Annotated in this window: 22 protein-coding genes; 16 read left to right on the top strand and 6 right to left on the bottom strand. The window is 51.6% G+C overall.

The annotated features are described in order from the left end of the window. Window positions 1-171 precede the first annotated feature (171 nt). From ftsY to ftsX, 3 genes are read left to right on the top strand one after another with little or no spacing between them, the layout of a single operon-like run. Window positions 172-1,158 (top strand): signal recognition particle-docking protein FtsY, encoded by a 987-nt coding sequence (gene ftsY, locus ACT53D_RS01040; protein ID WP_194748341.1) that lies wholly within the window; start codon window positions 172-174, stop codon window positions 1,156-1,158. A 2-nt stretch (window positions 1,159-1,160) separates the two neighbouring features. Next, a complete protein-coding gene (ftsE, locus tag ACT53D_RS01035; RefSeq protein WP_194748342.1) occupies window positions 1,161-1,838 on the top strand; it encodes a cell division ATP-binding protein FtsE in 678 nt (225 codons plus the stop codon). 10 nt (window positions 1,839-1,848) lie between these two features. Next, a complete protein-coding gene (ftsX, locus tag ACT53D_RS01030) occupies window positions 1,849-2,739 on the top strand; it encodes a permease-like cell division protein FtsX (protein ID WP_379075202.1) in 891 nt (296 codons plus the stop codon). Between the two features lie 857 nt (window positions 2,740-3,596). On the opposite strand, the gene ACT53D_RS01025 is transcribed toward ftsX, so the two are convergent. Beyond that, window positions 3,597-5,243: an electron transfer flavoprotein-ubiquinone oxidoreductase gene (locus ACT53D_RS01025; protein WP_379075199.1), complete on the bottom strand. Its 1,647-nt coding sequence runs from the start codon at window positions 5,241-5,243 to the stop codon at window positions 3,597-3,599. A gap of 13 nt (window positions 5,244-5,256) precedes the next feature. Next, window positions 5,257-6,195, bottom strand: coding sequence for a LysR family transcriptional regulator (locus tag ACT53D_RS01020; RefSeq protein WP_194748345.1), 939 nt, complete (start codon window positions 6,193-6,195; stop codon window positions 5,257-5,259). Window positions 6,196-6,344: 149 nt separating this feature from the next. On the opposite strand from ACT53D_RS01020, the gene ACT53D_RS01015 reads away from it, so the two are divergent. The 5 genes from ACT53D_RS01015 to ACT53D_RS00995 are packed head-to-tail and all read left to right on the top strand — an operon-like array spanning window position 6,345 to window position 9,359. Then, window positions 6,345-7,097 carry an electron transfer flavoprotein subunit beta/FixA family protein gene (locus ACT53D_RS01015; RefSeq protein ID WP_194748346.1) on the top strand — a complete coding sequence of 251 codons (753 nt, stop codon included), beginning with the start codon at window positions 6,345-6,347 and terminating at the stop codon, window positions 7,095-7,097. Further along, window positions 7,094-8,023: an FAD-binding protein gene (locus ACT53D_RS01010; RefSeq protein ID WP_476154074.1), complete on the top strand. Its 930-nt coding sequence runs from the start codon at window positions 7,094-7,096 to the stop codon at window positions 8,021-8,023. The genes ACT53D_RS01015 and ACT53D_RS01010 overlap by 4 nt, the downstream gene beginning before the upstream one ends. 48 nt (window positions 8,024-8,071) lie before the next feature. Continuing rightward, entirely contained in the window at window positions 8,072-8,851 is a 780-nt protein-coding gene (locus ACT53D_RS01005; RefSeq protein ID WP_194748348.1) for a ferredoxin--NADP reductase, read from the top strand. A gap of 46 nt (window positions 8,852-8,897) precedes the next feature. After that, window positions 8,898-9,047, top strand: coding sequence for a hypothetical protein (locus tag ACT53D_RS01000; RefSeq protein WP_476154072.1), 150 nt, complete (start codon window positions 8,898-8,900; stop codon window positions 9,045-9,047). A 9-nt stretch (window positions 9,048-9,056) separates the two neighbouring features. Then, window positions 9,057-9,359, top strand: coding sequence for a GNAT family N-acetyltransferase (locus tag ACT53D_RS00995; protein WP_476155558.1), 303 nt, complete (start codon window positions 9,057-9,059; stop codon window positions 9,357-9,359). 12 nt (window positions 9,360-9,371) lie between these two features. On the opposite strand, the gene ACT53D_RS00990 is transcribed toward ACT53D_RS00995, so the two are convergent. Further along, window positions 9,372-10,790, bottom strand: coding sequence for a DHA2 family efflux MFS transporter permease subunit (locus ACT53D_RS00990; RefSeq protein WP_476154070.1), 1,419 nt, complete (start codon window positions 10,788-10,790; stop codon window positions 9,372-9,374). 253 nt (window positions 10,791-11,043) lie between these two features. Here ACT53D_RS00990 and ACT53D_RS00985 point away from each other — a divergent pair, with 253 nt between their 5' ends. Beyond that, window positions 11,044-11,694 carry a hypothetical protein gene (locus tag ACT53D_RS00985; protein ID WP_476154068.1) on the top strand — a complete coding sequence of 217 codons (651 nt, stop codon included), beginning with the start codon at window positions 11,044-11,046 and terminating at the stop codon, window positions 11,692-11,694. A gap of 35 nt (window positions 11,695-11,729) precedes the next feature. Then, window positions 11,730-12,284, top strand: a complete 555-nt coding sequence (locus ACT53D_RS00980; protein WP_476154066.1) for an outer membrane protein — start codon at window positions 11,730-11,732, stop codon at window positions 12,282-12,284. Window positions 12,285-12,331: 47 nt separating this feature from the next. On the opposite strand, the gene ACT53D_RS00975 is transcribed toward ACT53D_RS00980, so the two are convergent. Further along, complete coding sequence (locus ACT53D_RS00975) at window positions 12,332-13,264, bottom strand: response regulator transcription factor (RefSeq protein ID WP_194748352.1); 933 nt, start codon at window positions 13,262-13,264, stop codon at window positions 12,332-12,334. Continuing rightward, window positions 13,261-16,728, bottom strand: a complete 3,468-nt coding sequence (locus ACT53D_RS00970) for a hybrid sensor histidine kinase/response regulator (RefSeq protein WP_476154063.1) — start codon at window positions 16,726-16,728, stop codon at window positions 13,261-13,263. Before ACT53D_RS00970 ends, ACT53D_RS00975 begins: the two co-directional genes overlap by 4 nt. A 251-nt stretch (window positions 16,729-16,979) precedes the next feature. Between ACT53D_RS00970 and hsdR the strand changes: the two genes are divergently transcribed. The 5 genes from hsdR to ACT53D_RS00945 are packed head-to-tail and all read left to right on the top strand — an operon-like array spanning window position 16,980 to window position 23,742. After that, on the top strand, window positions 16,980-19,316 hold the full coding sequence (hsdR, locus tag ACT53D_RS00965) for an EcoAI/FtnUII family type I restriction enzme subunit R (RefSeq protein ID WP_476154061.1): 2,337 nt from the start codon (window positions 16,980-16,982) through the stop codon (window positions 19,314-19,316). Between the two features lie 12 nt (window positions 19,317-19,328). Then, window positions 19,329-20,807, top strand: coding sequence for a type I restriction-modification system subunit M (locus tag ACT53D_RS00960; protein ID WP_476154059.1), 1,479 nt, complete (start codon window positions 19,329-19,331; stop codon window positions 20,805-20,807). Window positions 20,808-20,809: 2 nt separating this feature from the next. After that, window positions 20,810-22,513 (top strand): restriction endonuclease subunit S, encoded by a 1,704-nt coding sequence (locus tag ACT53D_RS00955; protein ID WP_476154057.1) that lies wholly within the window; start codon window positions 20,810-20,812, stop codon window positions 22,511-22,513. A 9-nt stretch (window positions 22,514-22,522) separates the two neighbouring features. After that, complete coding sequence (locus tag ACT53D_RS00950) at window positions 22,523-23,224, top strand: DUF3800 domain-containing protein (protein WP_476154055.1); 702 nt, start codon at window positions 22,523-22,525, stop codon at window positions 23,222-23,224. Window positions 23,225-23,226: 2 nt separating this feature from the next. After that, complete coding sequence (locus tag ACT53D_RS00945; protein WP_476154053.1) at window positions 23,227-23,742, top strand: hypothetical protein; 516 nt, start codon at window positions 23,227-23,229, stop codon at window positions 23,740-23,742. A gap of 361 nt (window positions 23,743-24,103) precedes the next feature. Here the strand turns inward: ACT53D_RS00945 and ACT53D_RS00940 are convergent, their stop codons facing one another. Further along, on the bottom strand, window positions 24,104-25,357 hold the full coding sequence (locus ACT53D_RS00940) for a leucine-rich repeat-containing protein kinase family protein (RefSeq protein WP_476154051.1): 1,254 nt from the start codon (window positions 25,355-25,357) through the stop codon (window positions 24,104-24,106). A 190-nt stretch (window positions 25,358-25,547) separates the two neighbouring features. Here ACT53D_RS00940 and ACT53D_RS00935 point away from each other — a divergent pair, with 190 nt between their 5' ends. Then, window positions 25,548-25,769 (top strand): antitoxin, encoded by a 222-nt coding sequence (locus ACT53D_RS00935; RefSeq protein ID WP_275356071.1) that lies wholly within the window; start codon window positions 25,548-25,550, stop codon window positions 25,767-25,769.

Raw genomic sequence — 25,769 nt, 5'->3', positions numbered from 1 at the left:
TGACTTTATGAATGATGAATAGATTGTTTTTAGCTTGATGTGTATCGCCATGCATGTGACCGACACAGCGCGGACTAAGTTCGGAGGCCTGGCGACTCAAGTGCTCAGCTTGACGTGGCGGGAAACGTCGATTCGGCTTAAAATAGTCATATTACAGAGTTTTAGATTGCCATGTTTAATCCTTTCGCCAAAAAATCCGAACCAGCGACGCCTGCCCAACCTGAACCGACCAGCCTCAGCTGGGCGCAGCGTCTCAAAAACGGGCTGGCCAAAACCCGTCAGCAGCTGGGCGGGCAGTTAAGCGCCTTGTTTGGCGGTGGCAAGATTGATGAAGACATTTACGAAGAACTCGAAACCATCCTGCTAACTTCGGATGTCGGCGTCAGTGCCACCCAGCACCTGCTCGAACAACTGCGCAGCCGTGTCAAAAAGCATGATCTGCAAGACACCATTGCACTGAAACAGGCGTTGAAAGACACGCTGCTTGACCTGCTGACGCCCTTGCAAGTGCCGCTAGAGGTCAAGGATCACCAGCCATTTGTGATGATGATGGTCGGCGTGAATGGCGCTGGCAAAACCACCACTATTGGCAAACTGGCCAAGTATTTGCAGGCCCAGGGCAAAAGCGTGCTGATTGCCGCAGGGGATACGTTTAGGGCCGCTGCCCGTGAGCAGTTGCAGGTGTGGGGCGAGCGCAACGATGTGCACGTCATTGCCTCAGAGAGTGGCGACCCGGCGGCAGTGATTTACGATGCGGTGAACTCGGCCATGGCCAGAAAAATCGACGTGGTCATCGCCGATACCGCAGGCCGCTTGCCCACGCAATTGCACCTGATGGATGAGATTAAAAAAGTGCAGCGTGTCATCGACAAAGCCTTGCCCGGTGCGCCACACGAAATTTTGCTGGTGCTGGATGCCAACACCGGCCAAAACGCGGTCAACCAGTTAAAAGCCTTTAACGAGGCGCTCGGTGTCACCGGACTGGCCTTAACCAAGCTGGATGGCACCGCCAAAGGCGGCGTCATTGCCGCGATTGCGCACCTGAGCCAGCAATCGGCAAGCAAGATTCCGGTGCGTTTTATTGGCGTGGGGGAAAGTATTGATGACCTGCGCCCGTTTGACGCCCATGACTTTATCGACGCCTTGATTGATGACTAGCCATGATTGTGTTTAAAAACGTCAGCATGCGCTACCCCAATAGCGCACACCTGTTCCGCCAGGTCAGCTTCAATATAGACAAAGGCGATTTCGTGCTCGTCACCGGCCACTCTGGCGCAGGCAAAAGCACCCTGCTTAAATTGATGGCGGGCATTGAAGCGCCGTCTAGCGGCCAAATTCTGATTAATCAGCAGGATATCGGCAAACTGCATCCCAATGCCGTGCCCTATTTGCGTCGCCGCTTTGGCCTGGTGTTTCAGGACCACAAACTGCTCTACGACCGCAACAGCTTTGACAACGTGGCCTTGCCGCTCAGCATCCAGGGCATCACCGGCGAAGAGGCTGCTCGCCGCGTACGCGCAGCGCTGGATAAAGTCGGCCTGCTCAATAAAGAAAAAGCCATGCCGATCACCTTGTCCGGCGGCGAGCAACAGCGGCTCGCCATTGCGCGCGCTGTGGTCAGCCGCCCCTCTATTGTGATTGCCGATGAGCCGACCGGCGGCCTTGATCAGACGGCCTCGCTTGAAATCATGCAATTACTCAAAGCCTTTAATGAAGTGGGCGTGACCGTGGTCATTGCCATGCACGATGTCGCCCAAGTCAGCAGCATTGCTTACCGTACACTGCATATCGACCACCAAACCATTAGCACCCTGCCTGCACAGACGGCCATGTTATGAGAATGAGTGCATGAAAAACTGGCTTAACCAACACACGCTGGCCTTAGACCTGGTCTTGCAGCGTTTAAAAAATCACTGGCTCAATACCCTGATTATCTGCATGGTGATTGGCATTACCGTCACCCTGCCCGGCCTGCTGTTTGTCGCGCTGGATAACTTGCAGGACATGTCTGGCGCCATCAAGCAGGATGCGCAAATCAGCGTCTTTTTCAAACCGGCGACCTCCAGCAACCTGATTCAACGATTGATCAACGATACACAAGGCCTGCCACAGGTCAAAGAGGTGCGTTATGTCTCCAAAGAAGATGCTATTGAGCAACTGTCCCAGCAGTTTTCGCAAAAAAACTTGCTAGTCGATTTGCCGCAAAACCCGCTGCCAGATGCCGTGTTCATTACCTTGACGGATACACAGCCTGCCACCGTCAAACCGGTACAAACCCTGCTGCAAACCCGGCCAGAAGTCGATGAAATCGTCATTGATAGCGTGTGGATAGAACGCCTGCATTCTATGCTGTTGCTAGGCAAACGTATTGCCTTCATTTTTGCAAGCCTGCTCGGCATTGCCATGATTACCGTCATCAGCAATACCGTGCGCATGCAAGTGCTCACCCATGAAGCCGAGATTGAAGTCAGCCGACTGATTGGTGCCACGCACAGTTTTATCCGCCGCCCGTTTTTATACATGGGCGGCGCTTATGGCTTAGGCGGTGGGCTGATTGCCGTCGTGTTGTTGTTTGCCATTGTCTGGAACTTGCGCCAACCAGTGCAATTGCTGGCCAATAACTATCAAAGCCACTTCCAGTTGGCTTTCCATCTGGTTCACGTGGGTGGGCTGATCTTGTTGTGTACTACTGCGATTGGGTGGATTGCCGCATTTATTGCGCTGACGCAGAAGAAATAGCAATATCACTCACTCGGTTAATAGCTCCACACCCTGACACAGCCCTTTCCGTGAATAATTAAATTTTCTCTTGGGCTCAGTTGCGTTTGATTAGTTACGATTTAGTGTCGCTCTTGAGTACAGCCGAGATGGATGAGTCATTCATTTCGCCTGTAGGCGAGTTACTTTTCTTTGCTTGCACAAAGATAAAGTAACCAAAAGAAAGTGCACCCCAGCTTCCGCTTATTCCCTGCGCTACTCGGCTTGCCGGGCGGCCATCGAAACTCGCCCTGGCGGCTTGCACAAGACGCAAGCCACTGCGGAACTCGGACAGCCGATGGCCGAAGACTCCCGCCAATCCTGCGTTGCTCGGCGCGGCAGATGGGGACCCCGAAAAACATGCGAGCGCAGCTATCAATTGTTTCAACAAAAGAATTGGAGTTTCAAACCGTCCGAATTTCAACGATGCAACTTTGGCGAGATAAATCCCATTCCATCGCGCTGAGTAGCGGAAACAAAGTAAGGAAGAAGGGAGCGACTGTCTGAGTCCCGCAGCAGCTCACGTTTTATGTGAGCTGCCAGGTCGAGTTTCGTGACCGCTTACTTTGTTGAGCAACGCAAGGAAGTCGAAGGCCGTGATGGCTGGGTGTCGTCCTCTTTGGCTACGGCCGCCACTTTGTGGCTTAACCTAAAGGTTAGCCTACGCCGCAACACTCCGTTAGTTGTGGTTACTTTCTGGGGGACAAGCACCAGAAAGTAACTCGCCGAGAGGCGAAAAAAACGTTACTAGATGAGTTTACCTATCCTATCCGACCCTAGCCCACTTGATGTCGTATAAGCCATCCAAGGATCCATTCAGGTAAGGTAGCTTCGCTTAATTACTGCGAAACATAATTCGGCCCACTGCCACCTTCCGGCGGTACCCAATTAATATTCTGCGTTGGGTCTTTAATGTCACAGGTTTTGCAATGGATGCAATTCTGCGCGTTGATCTGCAAGGCCTGTTCTCCGGCCTGCTCCACAAACTCATACACCCCCGCCGGGCAATAGCGCTGCTCTGGGCCGGCATATTTCGGCAGATTCACGCGCACTGCCCTATCCGCAACGCCCAGTTTCAAATGGCACGGTTGCTGGTGATCGTGCGAAATATTGCATAAGCTGACTGAACTCAGTTTATCAAAGGTCAACACGCCATCCGGTTTGGCATACACGGGCGGACGGCTATTGGCAGCCTCGGCCAAAGTCGCATGGTCTGCGCTGCTATGCTTGAGCGTCCATGGCAAGTTCACGCCCCAACTGGACAGCCACATTTCGGCGCCACCCAATACGGTGCCGCCCCAGGTGCCAAAGCGGGACAAATAAGGCTTGACGTTGCGCACCGCAGACAATTCTTGCCAGACCCAGGAGGCGCGCAGTTTTTGCGGATAAACACTCAACACTTCTGGACTGCCTTGTGCGATGGCATCAAACACGGCTTCCGCCGCCAGCATGCCGGACTTCATGGCGTAATGCGTACCCTTGATTTTGGGCACATTGACCAGCCCTGCACTGCAGCCCAGCAAGGCCCCGCCGGGGAAGGCCATTTCCGGCAAGGACTGTATCCCGCCCTCTGAAATGGCACGCGCCCCATAGCTCAAGCGTTTACCGTCTTGCAGCAAGGCCTTGAGCTTGGGATGGGTTTTATAGGTCTGAAACACGTCAAAGGGGGACAAATACGGATTGCGGTAATCCAGATGCACCACATAGCCCACGGACACCAGGTTTTCGCCATGGTGATAAATAAAGCCACCGCCACCGGTGCTGGCATCCAGTGGCCAGCCCAAGGTATGCTCGATCAGGCCTTTTTGATGCAACTCGGGTTTGACACGCCAAACCTCTTTAAAGCCGATGCCGTATTTGGCCGGGCTGGACGTTGCCCGCAAGCCATAACGGGCTTCAAGCTGCTTGGTCAGTGAGCCACGTGTCCCCTCGGCCACCAGCGTGTATTTGGCGCGGATTTCGATGCCTGGGGTGTAGTTGGCGGTGGGATTGCCTTGCTTGTCCAGGCCCATATCGCCGGTAATCACGCCAGTCATGCGGCCTTGATCGTCATAACTGGGCGCTTGTGCAGAGAACCCGGTATAGATTTCTACGCCCAGTGCTTCTGCCTGCGTCGCCAGCCAGCGGCAGACTTCGCCCAGACTGATGATGTAATTGCCATGGTTGCGCATCAAGGGCGGCAGTGACCACTCGGGCATGGCCCAGGCATTTTCTTCACCCAGCACCACAAAGGTATCTTTATCGACGGCGGTATTGAGCGGCGCGCCCAAGGCCTGCCAGTCAGGGAACAACTCCTGCAGGGCTTTCGGGTCCAGCACGGCACCAGAGAAAATATGGCTACCGACTTCGGCGCCTTTTTCCAGGACACACACGCCCAGCTCCTGGCCTTGCGCCTGCGCCAGTTGTTTGAGACGGATGGCTGCGGACAAGCCCGCCGGGCCTGCCCCCACAATCAGCACATCGTACTCCATGACATCTCTTTCCATCTTTGCTCCTTCGTCAGGCAATGGCCGGGATATCGATCAGGTCGCTACGCGTCGCCCCTTGGGTAAACGCCTGGCAGAACGCCAGAAACTGTCGAATGCCACCGGTCTGGTATTTTTGCCTGTGCCATAAAAAATAAAAATTGCGGTGAAATTGCAAGCCGTGGTTCTCAATCGGCACCAGGCTGCCGCGCCTGAATGCATCCTTGAGGGCCAGCCGCGAAATACAGCCAATGCCAAGGCCCGATTCTACCGCGCGCTTGATCGCCTCGGTATGTTCCAGCTCCAGCGTAATATTGAGTTTTGAATAATCCTGTTTAAAGGCGCGGTCAAAGGTCTCGCGCGTGCCTGAGCCCTTCTCGCGCACGATCCAGGGCTGTAGCAGTAAATCCGCTTTGTGGATGGGTTTGCCGCTTTGTGCCCACAATGCCAACGGATGCGTGGGCGCGGCAAAAATGACCAGCTCATCGGCAATCCAGGGCGCCACCGCAATATCGGGATGATTGCACTCGCCTTCTATCATACCCAAATCCAGGGTGTGGTTGGCAATCTGCTCGACGATGGTCCGTGTGTTCTGCACCTGCAACTGGATGTGGCTTTGCGGATACTGCTGCAAGAACTTGGCCACCAGCAAGGTGACCAGATAATTGCCCACGGTCAGCGTCGCGCCAATCTTGAGATGACCGTAGCCCTGCTGCCCCTGCAGCATGCGCTCAATTTCACGCGCGCGGTCCAGCAATTCGACCGCCTTGGGTAACAGCTGCTGGCCCGCTTCATTGATGCGCAAAGACTTGCCGACCCGGTCAAACAACTGGATATCAAACTGCTTTTCCAGCTCGATCAGGGCGGTGCTGGCGGCTGATTGCGACAAGGCCAACTGGTCGCAGGCACGGGAGACACTGCCGGTGCGGCTAATCGCGACAAAGATTTCCAGTTGCCTGAGGGTGTATTTCATGGAGGGGGCTGCGTGGCCGGGAGTTGCGCCGCATCAAAATCAATCTACAGAATAGATATATAATATTATAATAATCAATTTAATAAATATTACAAGCTGGCTTAAAATGCCCGGTTACGAGTAAATACCCCAACAAAGGCAAACGTTTTATGAAAGCATTGGTAGCGATCAAACGGGTCGTTGATTATAACATTCAAGTCCGCGTCAAAGCGGACGGTTCGGATGTGGATATCGAGGGCGTCAAAATGGGAGTCAATCCCTTTGATGAAAACGCCATCGAAGAAGCCATCCGCCTCAAAGAAAAAGGCATTGTCACAGAAATCGTCGCCGTCACCATTGGTGCCGCGACGCATCAGGATATCTTGCGCCATGCCCTGGCCATGGGCGTGGACCGTGTGACACTGGTTGAAACAGCAAACAGCCTGGCCCCGCTGGCCGTCGCCAAGGTGCTCAAAGCCGTGGTCGAGCGTGAACAGCCTGCATTGATCCTGCTGGGCAAGCAAGCCATTGATGATGATGCCGGCCAGACCGGCCAAATGCTGGCGGCCCTGCTCAACCTGCCACAAGCTACGTATGCCTCTCAGATCACCATTGCCGAAAATCAGGCGACCGTGGTGCGCGAGATTGATGGCGGCACGCAAACCTTGTCCGTGAGCCTGCCAGCTGTGATTACTGCTGACCTGCGCCTGAACGAGCCACGCTACGTCAAACTGCCCAACCTCATGATGGCCAGAAAAAAACCCATTGAGACCCTCCCGCTTGATTCGCTCAATCTGTCACTCACTCATAGTGTGCAACAACTGAAGGTTGCCGCCCCACCAGAGCGCCCAGCCGGCGTGATGGTGAAAGACGTGAATGAATTATTGAGCAAACTGCGTACGCACGAGGGACTGCTGCCATGAGAACATTGATTATTGCCGAACACGACGGCCAACATTTAAACGAACAAGTGGCACGCGCCGTGACTGCGGCCCAACACTGGCAGCAACCAGTGGATGTATTGATTGCTGCTGCACAAGCTGACGGCCTGGCCGCACAAGCCGCCGCTTTGCAAGGCGTCAGCACCGTGCTGGTTGCGGCCGATGCCGCCCTGGAACACCCAACCGCAGAACACCTGGCTGCGCTGGTTGTGCCGCTGGCGGCCAATTACAGCGTGGTGCTGGCTGCGCACAGCGCTTTCAGCAAGAACGTCATGCCACGTATCGCCGCCCTGCTCGATGTCAACATGCTGTCTGACGTGCTTGAGATCGTGAATAGCAACACCTATGTGCGTGGCATTTACGCCGGTAACGTGCTGGCAACGGTACAAAGCAGTGATGCCAAACAAGTACTCACCGTGCGTGGCAGCAAGTTCTCTGCCGCTGCGACTGGCGCCAATGCTGCCATTCAATCGGTGACTGCGCCAGCTGCACCAGAAGGCAGCCGCTGGGTGGCAGAAGCCTTTAACAAATCCGAGCGCCCCCCATTGGCCGCCGCTAAAGTGGTGGTATCTGGTGGCCGCGCGCTGGGCAGTGCGGATGCATTTAAAGACGTGCTGGCCCCGCTGGCAGACAAACTGCATGCCGCCATTGGCGCCAGCCGTGCGGCGGTCGATTCTGGCTATGCCCCCAACGACCTGCAAGTCGGCCAAACCGGTGTAGTGGTCGCCCCAGAGCTGTATATCGCCGTTGGCATTTCCGGCGCCATCCAGCATGCCTATGGTATGAAAGACAGTAAAGTGGTGGTCGCCATCAATCAGGATCCGGAAGCGCAAATCTTCAAGATTGCCGACTACGGCCTGGTGGCAGATTTGTTTGAAGCCGTGCCGCAATTGACGGCTGCGTTATAATTAAGCGTTTACCAATTAACCTTTTGAATTCAGAAACCTGTTCATCTCATGAGTAAAAAATATTCCACCGAAACGGTGTTGAGCGTGCATCACTGGAATGACACGCTGTTCAGTTTCAAAACCACCCGTGATCCTGGCCTGCGCTTTGAAAACGGCCAGTTTGTGATGATAGGCCTGGAAGTCGATGGCCTGCCATTGACCCGTGCCTACAGTATCGCCAGCCCCAACTACGAAGAGCATCTGGAGTTTTTCAGTATCAAGGTGCCCAATGGCCCGCTGACCTCACGCCTGCAACACCTGAAAGTGGGCGACCCGCTGCTGGTGAGCCGTAAGCCAACAGGTACGCTGATCACCTCAGACCTCAAGCCAGGCAAACACCTCTATTTCTTCTCGACCGGCACGGGCTTAGCGCCGTTTATGAGCCTGATTCAAGACATCGAAGTCTATGACCGCTTTGAAAAAGTCATCCTGATTCACGGTGTGCGTTACGTCAATGAACTGGCCTACGAAGACTTCATCACCAAAGAACTGCCGAATAACGAGTTTTTTGGCGAAGAAGTGCGCAATAAACTGATCTACTACCCCACCGTCACACGCGAGCCATTTAAAAACATGGGCCGCCTGACAGACCTGGTGGAAAATGGCAAACTGTTTACCGATATTGGCTTGCCGCCATTGAATCCGGAAACGGACCGCGCCATGATCTGCGGTAGCCCGGCGATGCTGGTCGACACGGCCGCCATGCTGGACAAACGTGGTTTCAAAGTCTCGCCGCGCATCGGCGAACTGGGTGACTACGTGATTGAAAAAGCCTTTGTTGAAAAATAAGGGTTAAGGCACATTGCATGTTCGGCTGTCATGAAAGCACACGCGCATGACAGCCCATGTCACGCTTCAGTTTGAACCTGCCACCCTGGCTGACCTGCCCGCCTTATGCGCGCTGCTCGCGCAACTGTTTGCCCAGGAACACGAATTCTCCCCTGACCACACGGCCCAGCAGCAAGGCTTGAGCCACATTCTGTAACACCCTGACATCGGCCATATTTTAGTAGCACGGCAACAAGGGCAAGTGATTGCGATGGTAAGCCTGCTGTTTACGATTTCGACCGCATTAGGCGGCCGCGTGGCATTGCTCGAAGATATGGTGGTCGATCAGACCTGTCGCGGCCTGGGCATTGGCTCGCAATTGCTGACTTTTGCGATTGCGCACGCGCGCCAGCAGGCGATCCAGCGCTTGACCCTGCTCACCGACCAGGATAATCAGGCTGGCCAGCACTTTTACAGAAAACATGGTTTTCAACCGTCAGGCATGCAAGTCTGGCGCCTGATCCTGTAAAGGTTTATGTCGTTAGCGCTTGCGGTCCTGCATGCCCAGTGCCTCCATGATCGCCAACACAATCACGGCAGATAACAGCAAGAAGCCTTGGGCATAAGCCTCGAAAATGCCCGGCGGCAGCTGTCCATAAATACGCTCGCGCCACTCCATAAATACCGCCATCATGGCCACCCCCACCACGCCGCCTAACTGGCGGGCATAACTGACCACCACCGAAGACTGGCCTAAATGCTGCGGCTCCATTTCATGCAAGGTCGCCAGGTTTAATGCCGGCAAAATCAGGCCAAGACCGATGCGGCCCACAATGGTCGCCGCAACAATTTCCCAGTAGCGCACCTGATCGGCGGCCACGGCAAATACGATAAAAGATGCGCCGAAAATCACCAGGCCAGCCAGCGTAATCCGCCGTGGAGACAGTTGATCAGCCATCCGGCCAGCAATCGGAATGGTCAACACCAGGGCAATGCCTGAGGGCAACAGCAACACCCCAGCCTCTGTGGCCGAAAAAGCCATGGCATTTTGTAAAAATACCGGGATCAGATAAGTGGAGGCATACAGGCCAAAGCCATAGGCAAAGGCCACCAAGGTGCCGCGGCTAAAGGTGGGCCGCTGAAACAGATGCAATTGTATGATGGCATGCGGTAATTGCCGGGCATGCCGCATATAACAAAGCAGCGACCCTACCGTGAGCAAGGCCTGCCCCCAAGTCCACGGCGCAAACAACCCACTGTGATGCAAGCTGGAGACAAACTCAATCAAGCCGATGGTCGCCGCCGACAACCAACCCAGGCCCGCCCAGTCAAACACATTGACTGGCTGCTGCCTGGGCGCAGGCAACCACCGCCAGGCACACAGCAGGGCGATCAGCGCAAACGGCACGCCAAGCAGAAAAATCGCCTGCCAGCCAAACTGATCCAGCAACCAGCCACTGATGGAGGGCGCGATAGCAGGCGTAAACGCAATACCGACAATCAGGATCCCCGACGCGCGTCCCTGAATGTCTGGTGGGAACAGACGCATGAGCGCCATCACCCCCAGCGGTTGCAACACGCCTGCAGCCAGCCCTTGCAGCAGCCGCGCAATCACCACCTGCACAAAGCTGTGCGCATAAAAGCCCGCCACGCTGGCCGCCACCAACAGCCACAGCGTCCACATAAACACGCGCCGCAAGCCAAAGCGCTGCAACCACCAGGCGGCAGGCAACATGCCTATGGTCATCGCCGCCAAAAATGCCGTCATGGCCCACTGGACATGATCCTGGCCCAAATGAAACGTGCGCGTCAACGCTGGCACCGCCACGTTAAAGCTGGACGTACATAACACCCCCGCCATCGTGCCGACACCAATGATCAATAACACCATCCATTTGTAGCGCTCCCCATACCGCTGGGACAAGGCTTCAAAAGAATGTGGCAACAGGCGCAGGGACATGAGGTGGATGGCTTGAGTGGGCTAACAAGAAAGAGGACCTTAGCATGCATTTTTTGCAGTGTCACGCTGTCCGACCCTGCAAAAAAAGCAGAGTTCGCGCACCCTAGCTTACAGCCAGCTTTCAAGCGCGCGAGGACAAAACAGCAACTGTTTGATTTTTATACCTATTCAATCAGCGGCGCAGACTGGCATCGTTTTTGCAAAAATGGGATGACTCAACTGCATTTAATTCAATAATTTACGAGGAGTGATTGTGAAACGCTGGATGATCTATACCTGCCTGGCATTGCTGACCAGTGCTGCTTTTGCCGATGAAATGTTAGACAACGAACTGGCCACGCTGCAGCATGCCTGGGCCAAAGCGACCTATCAAACAAGCAAAGACCAGCAAGAACTCGCCTTCAAAGCCCTGACCGAGCAAGCCCATCAACTCACGGCCCAGCATCCTGACGCCAATGAAGCCATGATCTGGGAGGCAATCGTTTTAAGCGGTTACGCGAAGAGCATGGGGCCACTGCATCCGGTGAATGCCTTGAAAGCCGCTGAACAAGCCCGCGACCTGTTGCTGGCCAGCATCAAAACCAACCCGCAAGCGCTGCATGGTTCCGCATATACCACACTGGGCTCACTCTACTTCCGCGTCCCTGGCTGGCCGATTGGCTTTGGTGACAAGAAAAAAGGCCGCGAGTATCTGGAGAAAGCCCTACAACTGAACCCGACCGGCATAGACAGCAATTATTTCTATGCAGACTTTTTACGTGCCCAGGGCGACTATAGCCAGGCCGTGACCTACTACCAGAAAGCGCTGCAAGCCCCTGCCCGCCCCGGCCGTGAAGATGCTGACGCTGGCCGCAAGCAGGAGATTGAAGAAGGCCTGCGCCTGGCACAAAGCAAACTGAAATAACCGAATTTGAAATAACGTCACTTGGAGAAGCACTGATGCGTCAATCTGTTTTCAATCTGTTGGTCAGCAGCCTATTGCTGACAGCCCCTCTGCTTGGGCATGCCGAAGGCTTTTATGGCGGCTTTAATGTCGGTGTAGCCAACAACAACCTCAGCACGCCAAATGGTGTGGACAAGGAGAACCAGGCGATTGCTGGCGTCGTCGGCGGTTATCGATTCAACCAGTATATTGCCGTCGAAGGCCAATATACCGGGATAGGTAAGGTGACGGATAACCTCAGCGGCAGCGCCAAGGCCGATGCCCTCAGCTTGACGGCTGTGGGCAGCATACCCCTTAATGAATCCTTTGACTTTTATGGCAAACTCGGTGTCGCCGCCACCAAAAGCAAAGTCTCCTCTGGCTTGAGCGCCTATAACGATGCAACCCACACAGGTGCAACTTTTGGCCTGGGTGCGGAATATCACTACGACAAAACCTTGTCCATGCGCGTAGGCTGGGATCACTACCGAGCAGAAGTTGATGTGACTGGTGGGGGCAGTAAAGGCTTTGACACCAACGTCGGTACGGTGGGTCTTATCTACAACTTCTGATATTGAGCCGATATGCGGCTGGCAACGATGACTCGCCTGCCAGCCCGCTAAAACTTGATTTTTGAGGCGACCAGCGAAGCAGCTGCAGTTCTGGTTTCAACCCCCAGCTTCTGGAACACATGCTCAAGATGTTTGTTGATCGTGCGCGGGCTGGTGCCTAAAATTTCGCCCACATCCTTGTTGGTCTTGCCTTTTACCGTCCAGTACAACACCTCGGATTCGCGTTTGGTCAGTTGAAACAACTTGCCCAAGGACTCGATCTGCGCATCGTCAGAATACTCGCGCAACACCACCACCCATTGCTCTTCGCTGGTATTGGCCACCGTCAGGCTCAGGCGGGCGTTGCCCTGATTCACATTCAGCGTCTGCATGGACTGGCCTTCGGATAACTGTTGCACACAGTTTTCCAGCCATTGGTAAATCATCGGCGGCAAGGTTTGCACGGCATGATAAGCCTCTTTGGCGGCCCATTCTGCAAAGTATTGCTCCAGGTATTGCTTGGCCAGCGGGGTTTGCCATATCAGCCGCTTGTCGCCGGGCAAGATGGCAATGGTCGCCTGACCAAAGGCATCCAGCGCCGAGGTGGCCTGATGCATTCTGGTGGCATTTTGCACATGCGCCTTGAGGCGGGCCAACACTTCTGCAGGCCTGACCGGCTTGGTGACATAATCCACGCCACCAGCATCAAACGCCATGGTCACGTGCTCCACTTCAGTCAAGCCGGTCATAAAGATGACTGGGATATGCTGGGTTTCTGCCGCGGCTTTAATCCGCCGGCAGGTGGCAAAGCCGTCCATCCCGGGCATCATGGCATCCATGAAAATCACTTGCGGCTGCATCAGGTGCGCGATTTGCAAGGCCATCTCGCCAGAGTTGGCCACCAGCACCTGATAACCGGACTCATCCAGCGCGTCGTGCAGATAGGCCAGGTTTTCTGGCACATCATCCACAATTAACACGGTATGGCTGGGACTGGTCATTTGGCATACTCCTCAATCAAGCGCAGCAGTTTAGCAAAATCAAAGCGTTCCATGGCCTGTTGCAGTGCGTAAATAAATGTTTGATGTTGCGGATGCTCGCGGCTCAGTGTGGCCAGCACCTCGCGCACGCCTTTGACATAGCCCATGCGGGCAAACTGCACCAGGTTATCCAGTAATACCTGCGGAATCGCTTCCGCAGGCGTGGCCGCAGCCTCAGCACTCGCTTGCGGCGCCAGCTCAGGGGCGGCTAACGCCGGTGCCGGGCCCTGGCTAGCTTCATAGCGCCAGGTCAGGTTTAACTGATGGCCTATCCAGTCCAGTACCTCTTCGAGGTTCACCGGCTTCACAAAAAAGTCGCGCGCCGGAATCTTGGCCTGATTATCCAGGTTACGGTCATAGGCATTGGCAGACACAATCGCAATCGGTAGCTGTGCGTGATGCACCTGGCGGATGATGTAGGCAGCCTCCCAACCATCCATGACCGGCATCGCCAAGTCCATTAAAATCGCATCCGCCTTAAGCATCTGGTATTGATTGACGCAGGCCTGGCCATTGGCAGCTTCATGCACAATAAAGCCCAGCGGCTGCAAGGTGTTGCGCAACAACTCGCGGTCCACCTCTTCATTATCCACCACCAGGATGGTTTTCACCGGCCCTTCATAACCCAGGCGCTGGCGCACCGTTTTCTTGGGGAGATGCGCAGTTTCACGAATCTGCGGCAAGAACAACCGGATTTCAAAGCGCGTGCCGTGGCCGAGCACACTCTCAAACTGCATTTCGCCACCCATTAACTGCGTCAACAACTTGCTAATGGTCAGGCCCAGGCCGGTGCCGCCAATGCCAACCACATCGGCCGCGCTACCGCGCTCAAACGGCTCAAAGATTTTTTCCACCTCATTAGGGGCGATACCCGGCCCGGTGTCGGCAATATCAATTTGCGCAATCTCGCGCGCATAACTCACCTTGAATGTCACACTGCCCTTGCTGGTAAACTTAACCGCGTTCCCGACAATATTGACCAGAATCTGCATCAGGCGCTTATGGTCTGCCCGCACGTACTCAGGCAGGTTGCCTTGCTTTTCAAAAACAAATGCCAGGCCTTTGTTTTGCGCTTGAATCTCAAACATGCTGACAATCTGGTCGATAAACTCCGGGAAATGCAGCGGTTTGACATCAAAGGTCATTTTGCCGCTTTCAATGCGGGCAATGTCCAGCGTGCTCTCGATCAATGACAGCAAATGTTCGCCGCCGCGGCTGATGGTTTTAATCGCCTGCTTGCGATGCTCGGGGATGCTGGCATCGTTAGTGAGCAACTGTGCATAGCCCAGAATACTGTTCAACGGTGTGCGCAACTCATGGCTAATACCGGTAATGTAGCGGCTCTTGGCCTGGTTGGCCTCTTCCGCCAGTCGGCGCGCCTTTTGTAACTGGGCATCGGTTTTTTTGTGCGACTCGATCTCTTCAAGCAACAAGCCGGTTTGCCGGTTGGACTCTTCCTGTGCCACCCGGCGGCTGGCCGAGGTCAGCACCAGCCACCAGGCGACAATGCCGCCCAAAAACAGCAAGGCGACAAAAATCTTCAAATAGCCCAACCTGAAGTGACGCATCAGCTCGGGATATTCGCGGCCAATGGTCAAGGCATCATGCAAGTAAATCAGGCCTATGGTGGCACCAAACAGCACCACCGCAATCACCATCAACAACAGAAAATGCGCCACGCCGCCATTCAGGTGTGGCCACAAGCGCTGCGGCAAAAAGCGTTTGTTTAACGCCTCCCACTGCGCACTGAGCCGCGCTTGCGGCTTGCACGCGTCATGGCAGCGCGCATCGAGGCAGCAGCATAACGAGCAAATGGCCCCGCCATACGCCGGACAATGCGCCATGTCATTCATTTCATATTCACGCTCGCAAATCACGCAGCGCTGGGTCTTGGTTGGCTGCAAATACTTGGGCCGCGGTCTGGCCAGGTAATACTTGCCCTGGGTCCACCAGGCAATCAACGGTGACATCACCAGCGCAGTGATCAACGAAATAAACGTAGAGAATGACTGCGCTACCACCCCCATCGCCCCGGTATACGCCGCAATCGATACCGCCGAGGCAATAAACATAGCGCCCACACCCACCGGGTTAATGTCATACAAATAAGCGCGTCTAAACTCAATCCCCTTGGGGCTGAGCCCTAACGGTTTGTTAATTACCAGATCCGCCACCACCGCCGCAATCCAGGCAATCGCCACATTGGCATACAGGCCCAAAATCTCTTCCAGCGCCTGAAACACATTGAGCTCCATCAGCACAATGGCAATCATCACGTTAAACGCCACCCACACAATACGGCCAGGGTGGCTATGCGTCAGCCGGGCAAAAAAGTTAGACCACGCCAGCGAGCCGGCATAAGCATTGGTCATATTCACCTTGAGCTGCGACACACAGACAAACAGCGCCGTCACCGCCAGCGCCACATGGTGGTTGCTAAACACATGCTCAAAGCCAATCCAGTACATATGCGTTGGATTCACCGCCGAGCTTAAAGGCATATCGCGGTTAAACACCAGGTAAGCCAGCAAGGCCCCCGCCAGCATTTTGAGCATGCCCAGCACCACCCAGCCCGGCCCCGCCATCAGCACGCCCAGATTCCAGCGCCAGTAGTTTTCTTTATTGCGCATCGGCATAAAGCGCAAAAAGTCCACCTGCTCGCCAATCTGCGGGATCAACGCCACGCCCACCGCTGTCGCCGCACCAAACATCACCCAGTTAAAATGCCCGCCTTCAGGCGAGATCCCGGCAAAATGACTCAACCGGTCGATCACACCCGGATCCATCTTGAAAATCGCAAAAAATGGCAGCAACATCAGCGCAATCCACAGCGGCTGCGTGATCATCTGAATGCGGCTGATCAGCGTCACCCCATGCGTCACCAACGGAATCACAATCAGCGCACTGACCAGATAGCCCAGATACAGCGGCAAATGAAAGTACAACTCCAGCGCATAGCCCATAATCGCCGCTTCCAGCGAAAACAGGATAAAGGTGAACGAGGCATAAATAAACGACGAGATCGTCGAGCCAATATAGCCAAAGCCCGCGCCGCGCGTCAGCAGGTCCATATCCAGACCATACTTGGCGGCGTAATAACTGATCGGCAACCCGGTTAAAAAGATAATCAGCCCCACCGCCATAATCGCCCACAAGGCGTTCTGAAAACCGTAGTTGATGGTAATGGTGCCGCCAATCGCCTCCAGCACCAAAAACGAAATCGCCCCCAGCGCCGTATTAGAGACCCGCAGAATAGACCACTTACGAAACGCCCGCGGCGTATAGCGCAAGGCATAATCCTCAATGGTTTCATTCGCGACCCAACTGTTATAGTCGCGACGAATTTTCACGATCCGCTGAATCGGCTCAGCACGTGTAGGGGTCTCTGGTTCGGTGGTAAATCCGGTTACGGACGGGTTAGACAATCAACAATCCTTAGTATCAATAGCCAAGCGGGGAACAAGGCCAGCTTTTCCCGAGCATATACTAGGAGAGTTCGCTCATGCAATCACTACGTTAATTGACGTAGGAATCAAAATGCAAACCCACAGATGCCTGCGTCACCATCCATTAAAACTGCCCGGTCGCTTTACACTAAGGCATGAAACCCCATGCATTAGCCCTCAATCACCTTTAATTTTGCTAAGATGCAAAAAAATCAAGCAAGGGGGATAAGGTGAGTCAAAAGCTGTCTGAGCGCGACATTTGTACCAAATTCATCACCCCTGCTATTCAACAAGCCGGCTGGGATATTCAAACCCAAGTCCGCGAAGAAGTCAGTTTTACCAATGGTCGCATCATTGTGCGCGGGAAATTGCACAGCCGAGGTGAGCGCAAGCGTGCGGATTACATCCTCTACTACAAAAGCAATATTCCTATTGCTATCATCGAAGCCAAGGATAACAGCCACAGTATAGGCGCTGGAATGCAGCAAGCGCTCAACTATGCCGAGATACTGGACATTCCATTTGCTTTTAGCAGCAATGGCGAAGGTTTTGTGATGCATGATAGAACAGGCCACACTGAAACCATTGAACAATCACTATCACCAGATAACTTCCCATCCCCGCAGAATCTTTGGCAGCGTTATTGCCAATGGAAAGGTATCGAGAGTGAACAGGCAAAATCCACCATCGAAATGCCTTACTACGATGATGGTAGTGGTCGCACACCTCGCTACTATCAAGCCAACGCTATTAACAACACCATTGCTGCCGTAGCCAGAGGTCAACAGCGCGTGTTGCTTGTCATGGCTACCGGCACTGGCAAAACCTACACCGCATTTCAGATTATCTGGCGCTTGTGGAAATCTGGCGCAAAGAAACGAATACTATTTTTGGCTGACCGCAATATTTTGGTCGACCAAACCAAGAACAATGACTTTAAGCCATTTGGCGCGGCGATGACCAAAATCAGCAAGCGGCAGATTGATAAAAGCTACGAAATCTATTTGTCGCTGTATCAAGCAGTCACAGGCAACGAAGAAGACAAAAACATCTACAAGCAATTCAGCCCTGACTTTTTTGATTTAATTGTCGTGGATGAATGCCATCGTGGTAGTGCCGCTGAGGATTCCGCCTGGCGTGAAGTACTCGAGTATTTTGGCAATGCCACCCATGTTGGCCTGACAGCCACCCCTAAAGAAACCAAAGATATTTCCAGCATCACCTATTTTGGCGAGCCCGTTTACAGCTACACACTTAAGCAGGGCATAGAAGATGGTTTTCTGGCGCCTTACAAAGTTGTGCGTATAGACATTGATAAAGATATCCAGGGTTGGCGCCCTACAGCAGGCCAGGTAGACAAAAAAGGCCAAGTGATTGAAGACCGCATCTATAATCAGTCAGATATGGACAAAACGCTGGTGCTGGAAAAGCGGACACAACTGGTCGCACAAAAAATCACAGAGTTTCTGCGTGAAACAGACCCTTACGCCAAAACCATCGTATTCTGTGATGACATAGACCATGCCGAACGGATGCGTCAGGCCCTGGTCAATTTAAACCCTGAGCGTATCAAAGAAAACCGTAAATACGTGATGCGCATCACAGGTGACGAAAACGAAGGTAAAGCCGAGCTGGATAACTTTATCAATCCAGAAGAGCGTTACCCCGTCATCGCGACCACCTCCAAACTAATGACCACTGGCGTGGATGCACAAACTTGCAAATTAGTGGTGTTAGACCAGCACATCAAATCCATGACCGAGTTCAAGCAGATTATTGGCCGTGGCACTCGTATTAATGAGGATTACGGTAAATATTGGTTTACCATCATGGACTTTAAAAAAGCCACCGAGCTATTTGCAGATAAAAACTTTGATGGCGAGCCGGTCGTGATATTTGAGCCTGATGGCGGCCAATCACCTGTGCCGCCTGATGACATTGAAGACCCAGCATTACCGCCTGGAGAAAAGCCAGACGTGACGATAGACGGTGAGGAAGAAAAAACTGGCAGGGTTAAATACGTGGTGGGCGATGTTGCCGTGCATGTCGTCGCTCAGCGTGTGCAATATTACGGCCCTGAAGGTAAGTTAATCACTGAGTCGATACGTGATTACACGCGCAACAAGGTGCAAAAAGATTACCAAAGCTTGGACGACTTTTTAAAAACTTGGACCAGCGCCGAGCGCAAAGCGGCCCTCATACAAGAGTTTGAATCTCACGGTATTTTGCTAGATGCATTGGCTGAAGAAGTCGGCAAAGACTTTGATCCATTTGATCTGGTTTGCCACGTCGCCTTTGACCAACCACCCCTCACTCGTAAAGAACGCGCTGAGCAGGTGAAAAAACGCAATTACTTTGCTAAATATGGCCTGCAAGCCAAGCAAGTACTAGAAGCACTGCTGGATAAATACGCTGATACTGGCGTCGAGAACATTGAGGATATTAAAATCCTCAGCATAGACCCATTTAAAAGCATGGGAAGCGAGCTTGAACTTATCAAAGCTTTTGGTGGCAAACCTGCTTATTTACAAGCAATAAAAGAGTTAGAGCAACAACTGTACGCATAAGAAAAACAAACCATGAGCATTTCCAGCACTATTAAATCCATCCAAGACATTATGCGCAAAGACGTGGGCGTTGATGGCGACGCACAACGTTTAGGCCAGTTAGTATGGCTATTATTCCTCAAGATTTTCGATGACCGCGAACAAGCCTGGGAGTTGTTACAAGACAACTATCAATCACCCTTACCAGAGCCATACCGCTGGCGCAATTGGGCGGCGAATGCCGAAGGCATGACAGGCGATGCGCTTAAATCATTTATTGATAACGACTTATTCCCTGCCTTACAAAACTTGCAAGCCAAAGGCAACGACCAACGCGCCTACGTCATTCGCTCGGTGTTTGAAGACGCCTACAACTACATGAAGTCCGGCCAGTTACTGCGCCAGGTCATTAACAAAATTCAAGAAGGCGTAGACTTCAACAAAGCGCAAGAGCGCCATTTGTTTGGTGACATGTATGAGCAACTGCTGCGCGATTTACAAGCCGCAGGCAATGCAGGCGAGTTTTATACGCCGCGTGCCGTTACCGAGTTTATGGTGCGCATGGCTAATCCGCGCTTGGGTGAAAAGGTAATGGACCCTGCCTGTGGCACTGGTGGCTTTTTAAGCTGCACGATCGAGCATGTGCGCAAGCAAGATGTGAAAACCGTAGAAGATGAATCCAAGCTGCAAGCCAGCATCCATGGCATAGAAAAAAAGCCATTACCACATATGTTATGCACCACTAATATGATTCTGCATGGCATTGAGGTACCCAGCAATATCCGCCACGACAACACCTTAGCGCGCCCACTCATTAGCTGGGAGCCAAAAGACCGTGTGGATGTGGTCATCACCAACCCACCGTTTGGCGGCATGGAAGAAGACGGCATTGAAACCAACTTCCCCGCCACGTTTAGAACCCGCGAAACCGCCGATTTGTTTTTAGTGCTGATTATGCAACTGCTCAAAACAGGTGGCCGTGCCGCACTGGTGTTGCCCGATGGCTTTTTGTTTGGCGAAGGCATTAAAACCCGCATCAAAGAAAAGCTGCTGCAAGACTGCAACCTGCACACCATTGTACGCCTGCCCAACAGCGTGTTTGCGCCTTACACCAGCATTAAAACCAACCTGCTGTTTTTTACCAAAGGTACGCCCACACAACATATCTGGTTTTATGAGCAACCATTGCCCGCAGGTGTCAAAGCCTACAACAAAACCAAACCCATGAAGGTAGAGGAGTTTGAAACGCTCGCCAATTGGTGGGGCAGTGAGAGTGACGGCTTTAGCGCCAGACAAGAAAACGAACAAGCTTGGAAAGTCAGCCTGGCCGAACTTCAAGCGCGCAATTACAACCTCGATTGCAAAAACCCGCATGTGGGCGAACAAATCACGCATGACCCTGAAGTGCTGTTAGCGCAATACCACTCCATGCAACATGACATTGCGGGCTTGCGCAACCAGCTTAAAAATATCTTGGGCGAAGCCTTGGCCTCAAGCACACAAGGCAACTAAGCATGACCAATATTGCAAACCTGCTCACCGAGCATATGGATATTTGGACAGCGGCATATACAGAGAAAAAATCAGGCCGTGGCAGAGCCAGTGGCAATGCTGGCAGCGTGTATGGCGTAAAAAAACTACGTGAGTTGATTTTAGAGTTAGCTGTGCGTGGCAAATTGGTGCCGCAAGATCACAATGACGAACCCGCTAGTGAACTGCTCAAACACATACAAGCTGAAAAAGCCAAATTAATAGCAGAAGGCAAACTCAAAAAAGAAAAACCGCTTGCACCGATTGGTGAGGAAGAAAAACTATTTGAATTACCAGTAGGCTGGGGTTGGTTACGGGTAGGAGATTTATTTACGTTTGAGTATGGTGATAACTTACCTGAGCCAAAAAGAACAAATACTGGCGAATATCCTGTTTATGGTTCAAACGGTATCGTTGGTACTCATAACGAATGTTTTGTTAGCTCGAAATGTATTGTTATTGGCAGAAAAGGCTCAGCTGGAGCGCTAAATTTAAGTTTGTCGGATGGCTGCTGTGTCACGGATGTTGCTTACTATTGCATTCCTCCAATAGAACTAGATATGACATTTGTTTTTAAGCTTTTTCATACACTTGGTTTAGACGAGTTAGGGAAGGGAATTAAACCAGGTTTGAATAGAAATGAGGCTTATCAATTGGTAATTGCCATTCCGCCCCTAGCAGAACAACAGCGTATCGTCGCCAAAGTCGATGAACTGATGGAGTTATGCGACCAATTAGAGCAACAACACAGCAACGCACAAGAAGCGCATGAAACCTTGGTGAGCCAACTACTCGCCACTCTCACACAAAGCCAAAACGCCGCAGAGTTTAACGCCAACTGGCAACGCATCTACGCGCATTTTGATGTGCTCTTTACCACCGAAGCCAGCATAGATGCCCTCAAACAAACCCTGCTACAACTCGCCGTCATGGGCAAACTCGTCCCGCAAGACCCTAACGACGAACCCGCAAGCGAACTACTCAAACCCATCGAAGCCGAAAAAACCAAACTGATCGCAGAAGGCAAACTCAAAAAAGAAAAACCACTTGCGCCGATTAGTGAGAATGAAAAACCGTTTGAATTGCCGAAGGGGTGGGAATGGGTAAGGTTTGGTGAATTAATATCGTTAATTAATGGAGATAGAAGTAAAAATTACCCTAATCAATCAGAGTATGTAGAAAATGGTGTGCCTTGGATAAATACAGGACACATTGAGCCAGATGGAACATTAACCACTTCGGAAATGAACTACATTACACAGAACAAATATGATGAACTGAGAAGTGGGAAAATTGAAGAAAATGACTTGGTTTATTGTTTAAGGGGAGCAACATTTGGAAAAACAGCGTTTGTAAAACCATATACTACTGGAGCAATAGCATCCTCACTTGTGATTATTAGGCCGCATAGTAAAAAGCTGGCTTATTACATTTATAAATATTTGATTAGTCCTTTTGGAAAGTCGCAGGTTTATAGGTTTGATAATGGCTCAGCTCAACCAAACTTATCTGCAAATAGTGTGACATTGTATTCATTTCCACTTCCCCCATTAGCCGAACAGCAGCGCATCGTGGCCAAGCTTGATGCACTCATTGAGCTATGTGACCAACTCAAAACCCACATTCAACAAGCCAATCAGCAAAAACAAGCTATTGCCGATGCTTTGGTGGCGCAGGCGGTAGCTTAGGAGCGTTTTATGGAACCAGCGCAACAAAGTGTTTTTAACGTCTATTGTGACGAAAGTAGACACACATCAGATAAAGCTGATCGATATGCGGTGATTGGTGCTTTGTGTTGTCCGCGAGAAAAAAAGCGTGAAATTATTCACGATATTCATCTTCTGAAAAAAAAATATTCAACCCAAGGCGAATTTGGTTGGAGCAAGGTTTCACCTAATAAATTGGCATTTTATTTAGAATTGATTGATTACTTTCTCAATAGCCAAGATTTAAGTTTTAGATGCATTGTGATTGATAGAACAACGCTAGACCACGACAGGTTTAATGAGGGGGATAAGGAGCTTGGGTTCTATAAACTCTATTATCAACTACTTGTGCATTGGCTAGAGCCCCAAGAGGCCTATTACCTGTATTTAGATTGGCAGCAAAACTCGGATAGAAGCTGTTTTGCCAATTTAAGAGAAATGCTTAAGAGAAAGTTAAGTGGGCGCGCGCGCATTGAGTGCCTTGAGCCAGTCGACTCTCAAGAGCAACCATTGACGCAATTGGTGGATTTGTTGATTGGTGCCGTTGGCTATCAGTGGAATAAGCGAGATGCTAGCCAAGCAAAATTACAATTCTGCCAGCAATTAGCTGAAGGCTTAGGAAAAGCAAATTTGAGGTTTTCAACCGCAAAGACCGAGCCAAAATTTAATATCTTTCAGTGGATTGGGAGCTAGTTTTGGTTTACCAACCATTGTGGCCTTTTCTTGAATTTGAAGGGCTTGAAGGCGATGCTTTAGTAGCTAAGTATCGGGAGGTCTATTTGTCACACTATGTAAATGATGCAGGTGGGCAACCGAGAATATGGACAGACTGGACAGGGGCTCATATAAAGTTCTCAAGCTTTCGTTTTGATCATGCTTTTACTGACACGCAAAGCTATAGGCAAGGTTTAGACCATGAGCATTTTTCAATAGAGCGTGCAAAACGTATGCTATGGATTGAACAAGTTTTAGGTGCAACTGCGGGCACTATTTTCAGGTATGGATCGAGTAGACAAAGTGACCGTGGCAAGACGTTGAAAAGACGTACTTTTTTGGTCAATGAAGAAAACTATCTCGTTGTACTAAATGACCCCGCTAAAAACGGAAAGCCATTTGAGTTTTTAACAGCATACGCCATTACAGATTTAGATTATTTGACGAGACTGAAGCAAACAAGCGTTTTACTCGAGACAAGAAAATCAAAGCGCTAGATATGAAAATGCCCCAGTCTTATGGCGACTGAGGCGCTGCCAAGTACCAAAGCCTTAGGCAAAGGAACAAACCGAACTATACAGGTAAAAAACCATTATCTGCAATTAAGATTATCGGTTTGACAATAAGTTTCTTAAGTTATTTGCTAGAAAGTTACTAATTAGCAGTTCAATATAGCGAGCCCCCGATGATCTCACCGAGGGCATAAGCGACGACCGGGCACTCCCAATCCACTTAGCTAATAATCTCAAAAAACGGCCCCTATTACGCTCTTACCCCTAGGTTTATCGCCAGCCGATGGAAGGAAACACCTAAGGCACGTAACAGGAATTACCCGTCAGGACCGGATATTAATGTAGTTTAGTTTGCTAAACAAGTGTTTAGTTCACCGCGGCCACTCACAACCGCTGCCAATTCTTCAGCCAACACTGCTAATGCCCTGGCCTCCAGTTTAAGTATTTTTTGCTTGAGCTCTGGGTTATGCAGCGGTAAAAATGAGGCGCCACCCAAATCGCTTAGCACCACTTTTTCATCCCCACACAAAATATTATGCGCATATAAATCGCCATGCATAAGGCCATGGGCATGTAGATGCTCTGCGGCTTGCGTGATCCCGCTTAAAATAAATTCGGCTTGTTGTGGCGTGAGTGTTAAGTCATCCGCATAGACATCGCGTGTGCAGCTTTCATAGCTGGGGGGCTTTGCCAGCACTTTTAAATGGGCGTCGAGTAGCGGCATGACCAAGCCATCAACGCCTTGCGGGTGATTGTGTATTACGCCTTTGACGCCGACTAAATTGGGGTGCTCGCCAGCCAGCATATTGGCGTGCATTTCACAGCGTGGCAGGCCGTCGCTGGTGAGGCCACTCTTGAAGAGCTTGACTGCTACGGACTCCTGCACGTTTTTATTTTGCATTAACGCCTGGTAGGTAACGCCAGAGGCGCCTTCACCTAAGACTTGTTGCAGCGTGAGGGTTTGCCAGTTGATGTGCTGCATGGGATGTTGGCTGATTAACGTTTGCTCGATGGCGTTGCAAAAGGGGTTGCCGGCATAGGCGAGCCAGGTGAGTTTGGGTAGGTCGAATAAAAATTCGGGCAAGGTCTCAAACTGGTTAGCAGAGATCCGCAATAGCTCTAAAGCTTGGCAATTTGCCAGGCTGGCGGGCAAACTGCTGAGCTGGTTACCTGCCAGCATGAGTTTTTGCAGCTTGCTGCACTCGCCCAAGGCATGTGGCACCCTACTTAATGCGTTATCGGTGACGATAAACCAGCGTAAGGTGTGGGTGGGGATGGCGGCTTCCGGGATGTGTTTGATCTGGTTGGCTTTAAAACCAATCATGCTTAGGTTTTCGCATTGCCCCAACACCTCTGGCAGGTGCGTAAACTGGTTGTTTGAGCAAAACAGAATGCGCAGTTTTTTCAGGCTGCTTAAATCACTAGGCAAGTCAGTGAGCGCATTGCCGGACAAGTCCAGGATTTCCAGGCTATCGGCTACGTCAAAAATCTCAGCAGGGAACTGCGTTAACTGCGCACTTAATTTGAGCTGTTTAGCCCCTTGAAGTTTGCCTGCCTTGAGTTGAGCGAGAGTGTCGTCGGGCGCTGGGGTGGGTGTCATCACAATGCATGTATTTTATGGATGCGCTATGTTACTTCAATTACTTTGCAGATTTTCATCTCGGGCAGGAGATTCAGCGGCGACAAAAAACCTAGACTAGTCTCTTACAACCAGAGGTTGCATTATCTCCACCCGCTTTTAAAATACATACAATCTCTTGTACACAGTTAAATTAACGAGGGGAACGTTTATGCAAACCTTAAAAACGCGTGTTTTTAATAATGGGAATAGCCAGGCCGTGCACATTCCACGAGCTTTCCAATTAGATGTTCAACAAGTTGAAATAAGCCGTGCAGACAATGGTGATCTGGTGATACACCCCATCAAACCTAACAGAGGGGATAGGCTGATGGAAGCGCTAAATCAATTTGACGACGACTTTATTCGTGCGCTTGCAGATATTAGCGCGTAA

Source organism: Methylophilus sp. DMC16, from assembly GCF_056314045.1.
The sequence above is the reverse complement of the archived record's forward strand: the minus strand, read 5'-3'. Positions and strand labels throughout refer to the sequence as shown.